Raw genomic sequence first — 15,440 nt, forward strand, 5'->3', positions numbered from 1 at the left:
AAGTCCTTAGCGCGTGCCGCCGGTTTGTTTGAGGAAGTTGGCAAACAGTTCATGGCCCTGTTCGGTGAGGATCGATTCCGGGTGGAACTGTACGCCCTCGATGTTCAGGGTCTTGTGACGCAGGCCCATGATTTCGTCGACCGAACCGTCATCGTGCTGGGTCCACGCCGTCAGCTCCAGGCAATCGGGCAACGTTTCGTGCTTGACGATCAGGGAATGATAGCGGGTGACGGTCAGCGGACGGTTCAGACCGGCAAACACGCCCTTGTCCTCGTGGAATACCGGGCTAGTCTTACCGTGCATCACTTGCCGGGCGCGGACGACATCGCCGCCAAAAGCCTGGCCGATGGACTGGTGACCGAGGCAGACCCCGAGAATCGGCAGTTTGCCGGCGAAGTGCTTGATGGCTTCGATGGAGATGCCGGCTTCGGTCGGTGTGCACGGGCCAGGGGATACGACGATCCGCTCAGGGTTGAGCGCTTCGATTTCGGCAATGGTCAGTTCGTCGTTGCGCACCACCTTGACCTCGGCACCCAGCTCGCCGAGGTATTGCACAACGTTGTAAGTAAAGGAGTCGTAGTTGTCGATCATCAGCAACATGGCGTTTCGAACCTCTTGAATTCTGACTTGAAGACAGCCTTCGGATGACTTGCCAGGGCGCTGCACACGGTCGGACGCGCAGGTCGCATCGGCACAGCGGCATTTCATACGGGCAAGGAAGGCAAAGCGATACAGATCCGGCGGGGCCGGCAGAAAAGATTCAGGCGCGCCAACGCCAGCGGGCGTGTGCCTTGATGACTTGATCCAGAAGTTTGCTGGTGATCAACACGGGGAAGGTCTCGTTCATACGTTTCGGCACAGTAACTTAGCTGGGCGGAGCGTGCAATATGGCCGGGGCCGTGGGGGATAAAACAATGGGAGGGTTGACGACCGATGGCAAAACGCCGGAAGTTTTTGGTACTGTCGTTTCGTTCACTACAACAATAAATAAACGGACTTGCTCATGATCAAACAGACGTTGTTTGTACCGCTCGCCGGATGCCTGCTCGCGATGGCCTGCGCCCAGGCGAACGCCGCACCCAATCCTTATTCGAATTTCGTGGTTTTCGGCGACAGCCTGAGCGATGCCGGGACTTTCACTGACAGCGGCGGCCCGGCCGGCGCCACGCAGCGCTACACCAACCGCACCGGCCCGGTGTATCTGGACGGCAGCGGTGAACTCCGCTCGCTGAACTCGACGCAACTGCTCGGTGGCCGACTCGGTTTCACACCGGATCAAACCGCCTCCTCGTCCTCGGCAGTTCGTGCCGGCCAAGGCCAGCCGGACGGTAACAACTGGGCTGTCGGCGGCTACCGCACCGACCAGATTCTCGACTCGATCACCAGCCAGTCCGCCACCGGCGAACGCACCCGCGCCGGTTACCTGCCATCGAACGGCTTCCGCGCGGACCCGAATGCCCTGTATTACCTGACCGGGGGCGGTAACGATTTCCTACAGGGCCGCGTCACCAGTCTTCCGCAGGCTAATGCCGCCGCCGATCGACTGGTCGACAGCGTCCGCACGCTGCAAGGCGCCGGCGCCCGCTACATTATGGTCTGGCTGTTGCCGGACATCGGCCTGACTCCGGCCATCAACGGCTCGCCGCTACAAGCCTTCACCTCGCAACTCAGCGCCCAGTTCAACACCGAACTGGTCAGCCAGTTGCAGAGCGTCAATGCCAACGTCATCCCACTGAACGTCCCGGTTCTGCTCAAAGAGGCATTCGCCAATCCGGCGCAGTTCGGCCTGGCGACCGACCAGAATCTGGTCGGCACCTGCTTCAGCGGCAACAGCTGCACGGAAAACGCCCGGTATGGCATCAACAGCGCCACCCCGGATCCGACCAAGCTGATCTACAACGACGCCGTCCACCCGACCGAAGCCGGGCAGCGCCTGATTGCCGATTACGCCTACTCGCTGCTGGCCGCACCATGGGAAGCGACCCTGTTGCCGCAAATGGCTCAAGGCACCCTGCGCTCGCATCAGGATGAACTGCGCAACCAGTGGCTGGCGGATTGGGAAAACTGGCAGGCCGTTGGCCAATGGCGGGCGATTGTCGCCGGCGGCGGCCAGCAACAGGACTTCGACAGCCAGCGCAGCGGCGCCAGCGCCGACGGCAACGGTTACAACCTGAACATCGGCGGCAGCTATCGCCTCAACGATGCCTGGCGCGTGGGTGTGGCGGCCGGTTTCTACAATCAGAAACTCGAGGCCGGCGACAACGATTCGGACTACAAGCTGAACACTTATCTGGGCACCGCATTCGCCCAGTACCAGCAGAACCGCTGGTGGGGTGACGCCGCCGTAACCGCCGGGCATCTGGATTACGACAGCCTCAAACGCAAATTCCAGCTGGGAGTCAACGAACGCGGCGAGAAAGGCGATACCGACGGCTATGTTCTGGCCTTCAGCGGACGCGTGGGTTACGACATTGCGCCAGAAGCGAGCAGCCCATGGCACCTGTCGCCATTCGTCAGTGCTGACTTTGCCAAGGTTGAAGTCGATGGTTACTCGGAAAACGGCGCCGACTCCACCGCGCTGACGTTCGATGACCAGTCGCGCATCTCCCGCCGTCTCGGTCTCGGGATCCAGGGCAAGTACCAGATCACCTCGCAGACCCAGGTGTTCGGCGAACTGGCTCATGAGCGCGAGTACAATGACGACACCCAGAATGTGACGATGAACCTCAACAGCCTGCCGAACAACCGCTATACCCTGGCCGGCTACGCCCCTCAAACCAACCTGAACCGCCTGAACCTCGGCGTGAGCCACAACCTCACCAAGGATCTGGCATTGCGCGCGAGCTACGACATCCGCAAGGATGACGACTTCACCCAGCAAGGGATCAACGTCGGCGTAGCGCTCGACTTCTGATTCGCAGGCCATAAAAAACGCGGCGCCCTCACAGGCGCCGCGTTTTTTTTATAGCTGAAGCATCAATCACTCAGTCCGGGGTTTGCTCGGCGAGCGCAACAGCGCGGAACATCGCCCGGCGTTTGTTGATGGTTTCTTCCCATTCCAGCGCCGGCACCGAGTCGGCGACGATGCCGCCACCGGCCTGCACGTGCAGCTCGCCGTTCTTGATCACGGCGGTACGGATCGCAATCGCGGTGTCCATGTTGCCGTTCCAGGCGAAGTAACCGACCGCCCCGCCATACACGCCACGTTTGACCGGCTCCAGCTCGTCGATGATTTCCATCGCACGGATCTTCGGCGCGCCCGACAAAGTGCCCGCCGGCAGGATCGCCCGCAGTGCGTCCATCGCCGTCAGCCCGGCTTTCAACTGACCGGTGACGTTGGACACGATGTGCATCACGTTGGAATAACGCTCGATGACCATCTTCTCGGTAAGTTTCACCGAGCCGATTTCCGAAACGCGCCCGGTGTCGTTGCGACCGAGGTCGATCAGCATCAGGTGCTCGGCGATCTCCTTGTCGTCGGACAGCAGGTCCTCTTCCAGCGCCACGTCCGCCTCTTCGGTGGCCCCGCGAGGGCGGGTGCCGGCAATCGGGCGCACGGTGATCAGGTTGTCTTCGACCCGCACCAGCACTTCCGGCGAACTGCCGACAACATGGAAGTCGCCGAAGTTGAAAAAGTACATGTACGGCGTCGGGTTGAAGCAACGCAGTGCGCGGTACAGATCGATCGGCGCCGCCTTGAAGTCGATCGACATGCGCTGGGACGGCACGACCTGCATGCAGTCACCGGCGAGGATGTATTCCTTGATGGTGTCGACGGCTTTTTCGTAGTCATCCTGGGTGAAACTGGAGCGGAACACCGGCTCGGCCGCCTGCTGCTTGCTGAAATCCAGGCCACGGCGCGGGGTGATCGGCTGACGCAGTTTTTCCAGCAACTCCTGCAATTGCGCCTGGCCCTGCTCGTAGGCATCGGCCTGCGCCGGGTCGGCCAGCACGATTGCGTGCATCTTGCCGGCGAGGTTGTCGAACACCACCACCGCATCGGAAACCATCAGCAGAATGTCCGGCACGCCCAGCGGATCCGGGTTCGGGCATTTGCCGAGGCGCTTCTCTACATAGCGCACACAGTCGTAACCGAAGTAACCCACCAGACCGCCGTTGAAGCGCGGCAGACCGGCAATGGTCGGCACGTTGTAGCGGGCCTTGAAGGTTTCGACGAAGGCCAGCGGGTCTTCAACGTCATGGCTTTCAGTTTCGACACCATCGACGGTGATGCTCACGTGATGATCGTGAACTCGCAGCACGGTGCGGCACGGCAGGCCGATGATCGAGTAACGGCCCCATTTCTCGCCGCCCTGCACCGATTCGAGCAGGTAGGAGTTGGGCTGGTCGGCCAGTTTCAGGTAGATCGACAGCGGAGTGTCGAAGTCGGCCAGGGTTTCGCAGGCCAGCGGGATGCGGTTATAGCCGTCAGCGGCCAGACGCAGGAATTCTTCGCGGATCATAGGGTGCCTCGTGGTGTGAGGGGCAAATCAGTCAGGTGTGCAAACGCGCCGGCAGGCCGGCCAGGAACAAGTCAGGCGCGCCAACGCCAGCGGGCCAGGGCCTTGATGACTTTCATCCAGAGTTTGCGGGTGACCACCACGATGGCGTTTCCAGAAGGGGATTGAGAAGCGTCGGGCAACGTTATCTCAGCGGCCGTATCCAGGCAACCGGGAATTAGCTTGCGCAGATCGTCGATCACCAGCGCCGGGGATTCCTCGGCAATCGGTCGGCCATGGTTGTAGCCATAACTGAGCCCAACGCATTTGACGCCCGCCGCTTTCGCCGCCAGCACGTCGCTGCGCGAATCGCCGACGAACAGCGATTGCGAGGCCGGGATACCGGACATCTTCATGACGAAGAACAGCGCCGCCGGATCGGGCTTCTTCTGCGGCAGGGTGTCGCCGCCGATGATCCACTTGAAGTAGCGGCCGATCTTCATCTGATCCAGCAGCGGCGCAACGAAGCGCTCCGGCTTGTTGGTGATCAGCGCCATGGCCACGCCCTGCTTGTGCAGCCATTTGAGGGTGTCGCGCACGCCGGGATAGACCACGGTCAGCTCATGGCTGGCGCCGTAGGCCTCCATGAAAACTTCCAGCGCGTGCTCGGCTTCGACGTCATCCACGGAAGAATGATCGATGCCGCCGGCCAAGGCGCGGCGCACCAGCACCGGCGCACCGTTGCCGACCCACTCGCGAACCGACTCGATACCGGCAGGCTTGCGCCCGAGGGTGAGCAGCATGTTATCCACCGCCGCCGCCAGGTCGGGTACCGAATCGATCAGCGTGCCATCCAGATCGAACATCACCAACCGCGGCAGTTGCCCCGGGAACAGCTGCTCAAAACCGCTCATGGGCGAGCCAGCGCCAGTTCGGAACGCATCTTGTCGATGACTTCCTGATAGTTCGGCGCGTTGAAGATCGCCGAGCCGGCCACAAAGGTGTCGGCGCCGGCGGCAGCGATTTCACGGATGTTGTTGACGTTGACGCCGCCGTCGATTTCCAGGCGGATGTCACGGCCCGAAGCATCGATGATCGCCCGCGCTTCGCGCAGCTTGTCGAGGGTGCCGGGGATGAACTTCTGCCCGCCGAAGCCCGGGTTGACGCTCATCAGCAAGACCATGTCGACTTTGTCGATCACGTACTTGAGCACGTCCAGCGGGGTCGCCGGGTTGAACACCAGGCCGGATTTGCAGCCGCCTTCACGGATCAGTTGCAGCGAACGATCGACGTGCAGCGTGGCTTCCGGGTGGAAGGTGATGTAGGTGGCACCGGCCTCGATGAAGTCGCCGACAATGCGATCCACCGGGCTGACCATCAGGTGCGCGTCGATCGGCGCGGTCACGCCGTACTTGCGCAGTGCGGCGCAGACCATCGGGCCGATGGTCAGGTTCGGTACGTAGTGGTTGTCCATGACATCGAAGTGGACGAAGTCGGCACCGGCGGCCAGAACGTTGTCCACTTCCTCGCCCAGGCGGGCGAAGTCGGCGGAGAGAATCGACGGAGCAATAACGAAGGGCTGCATGACGCACCTTTTCTGAGCTAAATCACGATGGCGCGCATTGTATACCTCAAGTTTCCGCGCGCGCACCGTGACCGCGATGATTGGGTTGTGCCATGACCGGCGGCCGGCAGTTTCTCAGTAGGCCGCCCGGTAGATCTTCTCGATGTCGGCGGCGCTGAGCTTGCGCGGGTTGTTGCGCATCAGGCGCTCGATGCCTGCGGCCTCTACGGCCATGGCCGGGATCGCCTCTTCGGGCACCCCGAAACTGCGCAAGCCCAGCGGAATTTCCACCACTGCGCACAGTTCGGTCATCGCCGCGACGGCGCTATCGGCCGCTTCATTGAGACTCAGATGAGCGGTCTTCACCCCCATGGCTTCGGCAATATCCTGCATCCGTTCGACGCAGGCCATCTTGTTCCAGGTCATGACATACGGCAGCAGCAACGCATTACTGACGCCGTGAGCAATGTTGAAGCGCCCGCCCAGCGGATACGCCAGCGCATGCACCGCGCCGACCCCGGCATTGCCGAACGCCATGCCGGCCATCAGGCTGGCGGTGGCCATATCCTCCCGGGCTTGCAGGTTGGACGGATTGGCGTAGGCCTTGGGCAAGGATCGGGCGATCAACTTGATCGCGCCGATGGCCAGCGAATCGGTGATCGGCGAGGCATTCAGTGACAGGTAGGATTCGATGGCATGCACCAGCGCATCGACGCCACTGGCGGCGGTGACACTGCGCGGGCAGGTCAGGGTCATCTGCGGACTGACCAGCGCCACGTCCGGCAACAGGTAATCGCTGACGATGCCTTTCTTCAGTTGGGCGACCTTGTCCGAGAGGATGGCGACGTTGGTCACTTCGGAACCGGTGCCGGCCGTGGTCGGGATGGCGATCAGCGGCGGACCTTTGCGCGGCACCTGATCGACGCCGAACAGATCCTCCAGCGCACCGTGATAACCAGCATAGGCGGCAACACTCTTGGCGATGTCGATGGCACTGCCGCCCCCGAGGCCGATCAGACCGTCATGCCCGCCTTCGCGATAGACGCGCATGCAGTCTTCGACGATGGCGATTTCCGGGTCGGGTAGCACCCGGTCGAAGATTTCGTACTCGCGCTCACCGATCTGCGCCAGCGCCAGCTCCACCGTGCCGGACTTGACCAGTGCGGCATCGGTGACGATCAGCGGGTTGTCGATGTCCAGCCGCGTGAGCTCGGCCGCCAGTTGCTCGATGGCCCCGGCGCCGGTGATCAGTTTGTGAGCAATCTTGAACGAGGAAAGACTCATCGTGCGCAGCCTCTTATAGATGTGGGAGCTGAGCACAAGCGTAGCTGGGGAATTCGGGTTGTCTGGTATTCAGGGTGTGAATGACTGAAGCAGGAACAAGAGCGCCCTCACCCTAACCCTCTCCCGGAGGGAGAGGGGACTGACCGTGGTGAACTTTCGCCATCCATTGACCTGAATTACCGAGTTGAACTCAAATTTTGATAAGCATAGAGATCGGCTCCCTTTCCCCCTCTCCCCATTGGGGAGAGGGTTGGGGTGAGGGGTGGCTCTTGAGCCGAACACTAAATCTGAGCAGTACGCAGTTTCTCACTCCGCCCACGCAACCACTCCAGCGTCAGCAGCAGAATCACCGAGAAGGCAATCAGTAGCGTTGCAGCCGCCGCAATCGTCGGGCTCAGATTCTCGCGAATCCCGCTGAACATCTGCCGAGGCAACGTCGCCTGCTCGGGACCTGCGAGGAACAGTGTCACCACCACTTCATCGAACGAGGTCGCAAAGGCAAACAGCGCCCCGGAAATCACCCCCGGCGCAATCAGCGGCAAGGTCACCCGACGGAACGTAGTCAGTGGCGAGGCGCCCAGGCTGGCCGCCGCCCGCACCAAGTTATGGTTGAATCCCTGCAACGTCGCCGACACCGTGATGATCACGAACGGTACACCCAACACCGCGTGCACCACGATCAGCGAAAAGAAACTGTTGCCCAGCCCCAGCGGCGCGAAGAACAGGTAACTGGCCACGCCGATGATCACCACCGGCACCACCATCGGTGAAATCACCAGCGCCATCACCAGCGGCTTGCCGGGGAAGTCGCCACGGGTCAGGCCGATGGCCGCCAGCGTGCCGAACACCATCGCCAGCACGGTCGCGGCCGGGGCGACGATGATGCTGTTCTTCAACGCGCGCATCCATTCCGCCGAGGCGAAGAAGTCCTGGTACCAGTGCAGCGAAAAGCCTTGCAGCGGGTACACCAGAAAACTGCCCGAGTTGAACGACAGCGGCACGATCACCAGCACCGGCAGGATCAGAAACAACAGGATCAAGCCGCAGAGGATCCGCAAGCTGTAGAACCACACCCGCTCGACGGGCGACATATAAGGACTCAGCATTTCAAATTCCCCTTAGCTCAGGCGCAGGCGACTGGCGCCCACCAGCCAGCTGTAGATCAGATAAAGCACCACGGTCGCCAGCAGCAACAAGCCGCCGAGTGCAGTGGCCATGCCCCAGTTGATGCTGGTGTTGGTGTAGAACGCGACGAAGTAGCTGACCATCTGATCGTTCGGGCTGCCCAGCAGTGCCGGGGTGATGTAGTAGCCGATGGCGAGGATGAACACCAACAGGCAACCGGCGCCGACACCGGCGTAGGTCTGCGGGAAGTACACCCGCCAGAAACTGGCGAACGGATGGCAGCCGAGGGAAATCGCAGCGCGCATGTAGGTCGGCGAGATGCCTTTCATCACGCTGTAGATCGGCAGGATCATGAACGGCAGCAGGATGTGCACCATCGAGATGTAGACCCCTGTGCGGTTGAACACCAGCTCCAGCGGTTTATCGATGATGCCCATCGCCATCAGCGCGCTGTTGATCAAACCACCGGATTGCAGCAACACGATCCACGCGGCGACACGCACCAGAATCGACGTCCAGAACGGCAGCAGCACCAGAATCATCAGCAGGTTGCTCTGACGCGACGGCAGGTTGGCCAGCAGGTACGCCAGCGGATAGGCCAGCACCAGGCAGATCACGGTGATGATCAGGCCCATCCAGAAAGTCCGGGCGAAGATGTCGAGGTAGATCGCCTGATCCGGGGTGGCCGGGGCAATTTCGCCGAGGTCGTCGATGCGGTGATCCACCGCCGCCAACAGATAGAACGGGGTGATGCTGCTGGTGTTGCGCTTCACCGCTTGCCAGTAGGCCGGATCGCCCCAACGCTCGTCGAGGCCCTCCAGCGCTTCTTTATAAGAGGCCGGTTCGCTGGCGAATGGCAGCGAGCGGGCGGTTTTGGTCAGCAGGCTGCGATAGCCGGCCAACTCCATGTTCAGGCGTTTGGACAGATCGCCCAGGGTCTGGTTTTTGCGCGCTTCGGCGAGGTCTTCGCTGGCGGCTTTGTAGACCGGTTCTGCGGGCAGTCCTCGGCCGTCCCACGCAGCAATCGCGGTCACGGTGCGCGGCATGCCGCCGACCACTTCCGGGTTGCCGACACTTTTATAGAGCAGCGCCACGATCGGCACCAGGAACACCAGCAACAGAAACAGCACCAGCGGCGCGATCAGCGCCTGGGCCTTCCAGCGGTTGACCCGCTCGGCGTGCTTGAGCCGCTGCTTCAAGGTGGGGCTGTTGCCCTCGTTCAGGGGAACGGCGATGGCCATGACGTACTCCGCAAATCTTTGATCAATCGAGAATGTGGGAGCGAGCCTGCTCGCGATAGCGCCTTCGGATTCAACATTGATGCCGACTGACACACCGCAATCGCGGGCAGGCTCGCTCCCACAGGAGGGCGAGCCCTCTGGTTACTTCGCAGCCCAGGAATTGAAGCGCTGCTCCAGTTGCTCGCCGTTGTCAGCCCAGAAGCTGACGTCGATCTGCACCTGGTTGGCGATGTTTTCCGGGGTGGTCGGCATGTCTTTCAGGATTGCCTTGTCCAGCAATGGCACTGCCTGGGAGTTGGCCGGGCCGTAGGCGATGTTTTCCGAGTAGGTCTTCTGCTGTTGCGGCTGCACCGAGAACGCGATGAACTTCTTCGCCGCTTCCGCACGCTTGGCGTCCAGGCCTTTCGGGATGGCCCATGCGTCGAAGTCGTAGATGCCGCCGTTCCACACCACTTTCAGGTTGGATTCTTTCTGCACGGCGGCGATACGACCGTTGTAGGCCGAGCTCATGACCACGTCACCGGAAGCGAGGTATTGCGGCGGCTGGGCGCCGGCTTCCCACCATTGAATGTTCGGTTTCAGCTCGTCGAGTTTCTTGAACGCACGATCCTGACCGCCCTTGCTGGCCAGTTCCTTGTAGACGTCTTTCGGCGCAACGCCGTCGGCCATCAGTGCGAATTCGAGGGTGTACTTGGCGCCTTTGCGCAGGCCGCGCTTGCCCGGGAATTTCTTGGTGTCCCAGAAATCCGCCCAGCTGGTCGGTGCGGTTTTCAGCTTGTCGGCGTTGTAGGCCAGCACGGTCGACCACACGAAGAAGCCCACGCCGCACGGCTGGATCGCGCCTTTGACGTAGTCTTCGGACTTGCCGAACAGCGCAGGATCCAGTTGCTCGAACATGTCTTCGTCGCAGCCACGGGACAGCTCCGGCGATTCAACCTCTACCAGATCCCAGGACACGCTCTTGGTGTCGACCATGGCTTTGACCTTGGCCATCTCACCGTTGTACTCGCCGGCGACGATCTTGCCGTTGCCCGCCGCTTCCCACGGTGCGTAGAAGGCTTTGACTTGCGCCGCCTTGTTCGCCCCGCCAAACGACACCACGGTCAGATCCGGCCCAGCGGCCATTGCGCTTGCCGCACCCATCAGGCCCAGGGTCAGGGCTGTGAACTTCAGGGATCTCAACATTTATTGTTCTCTCCACGTGCAGGGTTGGTGTTGGTATTGCGGGGCGTTTCAGTGCGCCTCTAGAAGAGGATCGAGCGCGCGAACGTGCTCGACCTGCCAGCCAAGCGGAACCACGTCGCCGACCGCGAGCGCTGGATCGAGCTCGGCAATCGGTTGTTTCACGAAGAAGTCGGTCTTGCCGCAGACTTCCAGGCGCACCCGGACGTGGTCGCCCAGATAGATGAATTCGGCCACCCGCCCGGAGAAGCGGTTGACGCATTGGTCACTCGAACCGTTGAGGCTGACGCGCTCCGGACGGATCGACAGAGTGACCGGCTCGCCGGTCTGGCCGATGTTGACCGCCAGCGCCTCGACCTTTTCCCCGCGCCCCAGCTCGACCACGCAGCGCTCGCCGTTCTGGCTGAGCAGGCGACCGTTGAGGCGGTTGTTTTCGCCGATGAAGTTGGCGACGAAGGTGTTTTTCGGTTCTTCGTAGAGGGTGCGTGGCGGGGCGATCTGCTGGATCTCGCCCTGGTGGAATACGGCAACGCGGTCGGACATGGTCAGGGCTTCGCCCTGGTCGTGGGTCACGTAGACCACGGTTACGCCAAGGCGCTGGTGCAGGTGTTTGATTTCCATCTGCATGTGTTCGCGCAATTGTTTGTCGAGAGCGCCGAGGGGTTCGTCCATCAGCACCAGTTGTGGTTCGAACACCAGCGCGCGAGCCAGTGCCACACGCTGTTGCTGACCGCCGGACAGTTGCGCCGGGTAACGCGATGCGAACGCGTCGAGCTGGACCATGCTCAGGACTTTCTTGACCTTGTCGCTGACGTCGCTCTTGTTCAGGCCGCGCACGGTCAGCGGGAACGCGAGGTTTTCGGCGACGGTCATGTGCGGGAACAACGCGTAGTTCTGGAACACCATGCCGATGTCACGCTTGTGCGGCGGCACGTTGTTGATCGCCCGCCCGGCCAGGAGGATTTCACCGGCGGTCGGCGTCTCGAAACCGGCGAGCATCATCAGGCTGGTGGTCTTGCCGGAGCCGGACGGCCCGAGCAAGGTGAGGAATTCGCCCTTGCGGATGTCCAGGTTGAGGTCTTTGACGATCAGGTTCTCGCCGTCGTAGCTCTTCTGCACTCCACGAAAGCTGACCAGCACATCACTGGCCCCTGCGTTTGATTCGACCTGGCTCATACCCACACCTTTGTTATTGATGACTGCTGTGGGATTAAGCCTAGTGGCTGCTTGCAGTCCCGCAAATCGGGGCGCAGGAGAGAATCGCCTCAGCCGGATGGAAGGCCGGGGGTAGGGATTGCCCTACAAGGATGGCGCTAATAGACAGAGCAGTGGCGAGTGTTGAGCTGCAAGCCGCAAGAACAAGCAAAAGCGCGTGTCGCTGACAGATATGCCCAATATCGCAGGATCGATGAAGAAACCTGTGGGAGCGAGCTTGCTCGCGAAAGCGATGTGTCAGTCGCCATCTTTTCTGTCTGACACGGCCTCTTCGCGAGCAAGCTCGCTCCCACAGTGGATAGAGGTGTGGTTCAGAGGAGCTTGTGTTCCATCGCGTACTTCACCAGCTCGGCGAGCGAGGTGATGTTGAGTTTCTGCATCAGCCGCGCCTTGTGGGTGCTGATGGTCTTGCTGCTCAGGGCCAGTTGCTGGGCGATATCGTTGACGTTGGCGCCCTGGGCCAGGCGTTCGAACACCGAGAACTCGCGCTCCGACAGCAGCGAGTGCAGTGGCCGCGCATCGGTCAGGCCGACTTCGAAGACCATGCGGTCGGCCAGCTCCGGATCGATGTAGCGCCCGCCGGCCGCGACCTTGCGGATCGCCGTCAGCAGCAGCGCCGGATCACTGTCCTTGGTCGCATACCCGGCGGCGCCGACTTTTAGCGCCCGAGCGGCCATCTGCGCCTCGTCGTGCATCGACAGCACCAGAATCGCCGGCGGATGGTTCAGCGCGCGGATCCGCGGAATCGCTTCGAGCCCGTTGACGCCAGGCATCGAGATATCCAGCAACACCACTTCGCAGGGCACGTTGCGCAGGGTTTCCAGCAATTGCTCGCCGTTGCTCGCCTCCCCCACCACTTGCAGATCCTTGGCCAGGCCGATCAATTGCTTGATGCCTTCGCGAACGATGGTGTGGTCTTCGGCTACCAGTACACGGATCACTTACTTCTCCTCATCCAGTGGCACCCGCACGCTCAGCGTGGTGCCCTCGCCCGGCTCGCTGTCGAGTGACAGCTGCCCGCCCATGATCAACACCCGCTCGCGCATGCCCACCAGTCCAAAGGATGTCGGCCTGCCGGCAGCGGCGACAAATCCTACGCCATCATCGCTGACCGTCAGACACAATTCGTCGCCTTCCTGCGCCAGCGTCAGTTCCACAGTATGCGCCTGGGCATGGCGCATGACGTTGGTCAGCGCCTCCTGAAGAATGCGGAACAGGCCGATGGCCTTGGCGTCGCTGAGCGGCGCAAGGTTGTCCGGCACCTGCACCAGACACGGAATCTGCGTGCGCGCCTCAAACCGCCGCGCCTGCCACTCGATCGCCGAGGCGATCCCGGCATCGAGAATCGGCGGGCGCAACGCCGTCGCCACATCGCGCACCAGCTGGAACAACTGGGCGATCAGACGTTTCATGCTGTTGAGCCGTTCGTTCAGACCGGGGTCGAGTTGCGCGTAGGCCAGTTCGCACATCGATGTCTCCAGTTTCAGCACCGTCAGCATCTGCCCCAGCTCATCGTGAACCTCGCGGGCGATGCGCGCCTTTTCCTCTTCCCGCACGCTTTCCAGGTGCGCCGACAATTCGCGCAGTTGCTCGCGGGAGGCCGCCAGCTCCAGTTCGATGCGTTTGCTTTCGGTGATGTCCCAGACAATGCCGTCCCAGACGTAAGAACCGCCTTCCAGCTGACGGGTGATCGCCTTGATTTCGGCCCAGCGTCGCTCGCCCTGGCGCGTGAGGATCCGGCCCTGCCACGACCAGTCGCTGTCGGTGTCCAGCGCTTGATCCTGGGTCTGGTGATAAGCGGCCCGGTCATCCGGATGCACCAGGCTGCGCAGGCCCATGTCGCGGTGGGCGATGGCGGCCGGCGCGTAGCCGACCAGACTTTCGCTGCCCTCGCTGATGTAGGCGAAGTCGATCTGCCCGGTGACCGGTGCGCGCTCGAGACGGAACACCAGCCCCGGCACATTGGCCGCGATGCCTTGCAGCCGCGCCTCGCTTTCCTGCAACGCAGCCAGGGCACGACGGCGCTCGGTGACATCGGTGAGATAAACCACCAGGTATTCGCCATCACGAAAACGCAGGAAACTCAGCGACACGTCCGCCGGCAGCACACTGCCATCGGCCCGCACACAGTTGGTTTCAAAACTAAGCGGCCCTTCTTCGCTGGCCCGGGCGCGTTTCCACAGGTTGAGCCAGCGGTCCATGTGCAGGCCCGGTTCGAAGTCGATCAACGGCCGATCAATGATGGCGCCCTGTGGATAACCGAGCATGTTTTCTGCCGCACGGTTGGCGTAGCGCACATGGCTGTCCCAGTTGACCCAGAGAATGCCGACGGTGCTCTGATCGATGGAAAACTGGGTCAGACGCAGGGCTTCTTCGCTGGCGGCACGCAAAGCGATGTCTTCGCGCGCATCGAACAGGCGTTGTTCAAGACTGCGTTGCTGGCGGCGTTGCCAGAACACGATGGCCACGCAACTGAGCAGCAACACCGCGAACAACAGACTCAGGTTCTGCCAGAAGCCCGGCGACTCGGAAAGCCGCGGATACTTGGGTTGCAGCCATTGCGCATGCAGGCGTTCCAGATCCTTGGCCGGGATTGCGCGCAGGGCGCTTTCAACGATGCCAGCAAGCTCCGGCCAGTCGCGACGGGTGCCGATGCGCAGCAGTTGCGGCAAACCGATGTCACCGACCACCACGAGTCCGGCGAACTCCGGTTCTGCCGACAGTCGACCGAGCTGCGCCTCATCGACCACCGCGTAGGACGCCTGCTGACTCAGCAACAGTTGCAGCGCCTGACGCTCCATCGGTACGCCTTGCAGATTCAGGTGGGGATAGTTGCCGCGCAGGTAATCGGCGGTGACGCCGGGCATGCGCACGGCGACGCGGGTCTGGCTGTCGAGTTTTTCCAGTTCCACGGTCGCGCTGCTTTTCTGGTCGCTGACCACCAGTTGCGGCACGCGCATGTACGGGTCGGAAAACTGCCACAGCCGCAGCCCGCCCGGGGTCTGGGTCAGGCCCGGGGCGATGTCGATTTCGCCGTCCCGGGCAGCGGCCTCGAGTTGGGCCAGATCCTGAAAATTGCGCCAGCTCAGCTCGACATTCAGCGCCCTGGCCAATGCCTTCATCACTTCGACGTTGGCCCCTGACAGCCGCTGCAAGCGCCGGTCGTATTGCGCGTACGGCGCCTGCAACACCAGGCCCACGCGCAATTCATTGTGCTGTGCGAGCCACTGCTGTTCGCTCGCCGACAACCGCGCGAGGTGGCTCGGTGGCGCAGGCGCCGCCCAGCCCATCAAGGGAAACGCCAGACAGCCGATAACCCACAGGCAGCAAAAACGCATCATTGAAGTCTCATACACTGACAAATTCTGACCAACCCATTAGGCTGCCGGG

At 61.9% G+C, this 15,440-nt stretch carries 12 protein-coding genes; 1 reads left to right on the forward strand and 11 read right to left on the reverse strand.

From position 1 onward, the window contains the following. Positions 1–6 precede the first annotated feature (6 nt). Positions 7–600 (reverse strand): aminodeoxychorismate/anthranilate synthase component II, encoded by a 594-nt coding sequence (locus EIY71_RS13875; RefSeq protein ID WP_007956309.1) that lies wholly within the window; start codon positions 598–600, stop codon positions 7–9. A 403-nt stretch (positions 601–1,003) separates the two neighbouring features. Here EIY71_RS13875 and estP point away from each other — a divergent pair, with 403 nt between their 5' ends. Further along, positions 1,004–2,914: an esterase EstP gene (gene estP / locus EIY71_RS13880; protein ID WP_129972170.1), complete on the forward strand. Its 1,911-nt coding sequence runs from the start codon at positions 1,004–1,006 to the stop codon at positions 2,912–2,914. Between the two features lie 70 nt (positions 2,915–2,984). On the opposite strand, the gene trpE is transcribed toward estP, so the two are convergent. The 10 genes from trpE to EIY71_RS13930 all read right to left on the reverse strand — a co-directional run bounded on the left by trpE (position 2,985) and on the right by EIY71_RS13930 (position 15,391). Beyond that, positions 2,985–4,463, reverse strand: a complete 1,479-nt coding sequence (gene trpE, locus EIY71_RS13885) for an anthranilate synthase component I (RefSeq protein ID WP_039768096.1) — start codon at positions 4,461–4,463, stop codon at positions 2,985–2,987. A gap of 71 nt (positions 4,464–4,534) precedes the next feature. Then, positions 4,535–5,353, reverse strand: a complete 819-nt coding sequence (locus EIY71_RS13890; protein WP_129972171.1) for a phosphoglycolate phosphatase — start codon at positions 5,351–5,353, stop codon at positions 4,535–4,537. Next, positions 5,350–6,024, reverse strand: coding sequence for a ribulose-phosphate 3-epimerase (gene rpe / locus EIY71_RS13895; RefSeq protein WP_007918813.1), 675 nt, complete (start codon positions 6,022–6,024; stop codon positions 5,350–5,352). The genes EIY71_RS13890 and rpe overlap by 4 nt, the downstream gene beginning before the upstream one ends. Positions 6,025–6,138: 114 nt before the next feature. Then, entirely contained in the window at positions 6,139–7,287 is a 1,149-nt protein-coding gene (locus tag EIY71_RS13900) for an iron-containing alcohol dehydrogenase (protein WP_085746580.1), read from the reverse strand. A gap of 281 nt (positions 7,288–7,568) precedes the next feature. Beyond that, positions 7,569–8,393 carry an ABC transporter permease gene (locus tag EIY71_RS13905; RefSeq protein ID WP_085746581.1) on the reverse strand — a complete coding sequence of 275 codons (825 nt, stop codon included), beginning with the start codon at positions 8,391–8,393 and terminating at the stop codon, positions 7,569–7,571. A 12-nt stretch (positions 8,394–8,405) separates the two neighbouring features. Beyond that, positions 8,406–9,653 carry an ABC transporter permease gene (locus EIY71_RS13910; protein WP_007959935.1) on the reverse strand — a complete coding sequence of 416 codons (1,248 nt, stop codon included), beginning with the start codon at positions 9,651–9,653 and terminating at the stop codon, positions 8,406–8,408. Positions 9,654–9,794: 141 nt separating this feature from the next. Then, positions 9,795–10,838, reverse strand: a complete 1,044-nt coding sequence (locus tag EIY71_RS13915; protein ID WP_007959933.1) for an ABC transporter substrate-binding protein — start codon at positions 10,836–10,838, stop codon at positions 9,795–9,797. A 48-nt stretch (positions 10,839–10,886) separates the two neighbouring features. Beyond that, positions 10,887–12,011, reverse strand: coding sequence for an ABC transporter ATP-binding protein (locus tag EIY71_RS13920; RefSeq protein WP_007959931.1), 1,125 nt, complete (start codon positions 12,009–12,011; stop codon positions 10,887–10,889). Between the two features lie 350 nt (positions 12,012–12,361). Then, complete coding sequence (locus EIY71_RS13925) at positions 12,362–12,991, reverse strand: response regulator transcription factor (RefSeq protein ID WP_007959929.1); 630 nt, start codon at positions 12,989–12,991, stop codon at positions 12,362–12,364. Next, positions 12,992–15,391, reverse strand: a complete 2,400-nt coding sequence (locus EIY71_RS13930; RefSeq protein WP_134022023.1) for a PAS domain S-box protein — start codon at positions 15,389–15,391, stop codon at positions 12,992–12,994. Between the last annotated feature and the right edge of the window lie 49 nt (positions 15,392–15,440).

Origin of the sequence: Pseudomonas sp. CH235 (assembly GCF_004368175.1) — a bacterium.
Taxonomy (GTDB): Bacteria; Pseudomonadota; Gammaproteobacteria; order Pseudomonadales; family Pseudomonadaceae; genus Aquipseudomonas; species Aquipseudomonas paraglycinae.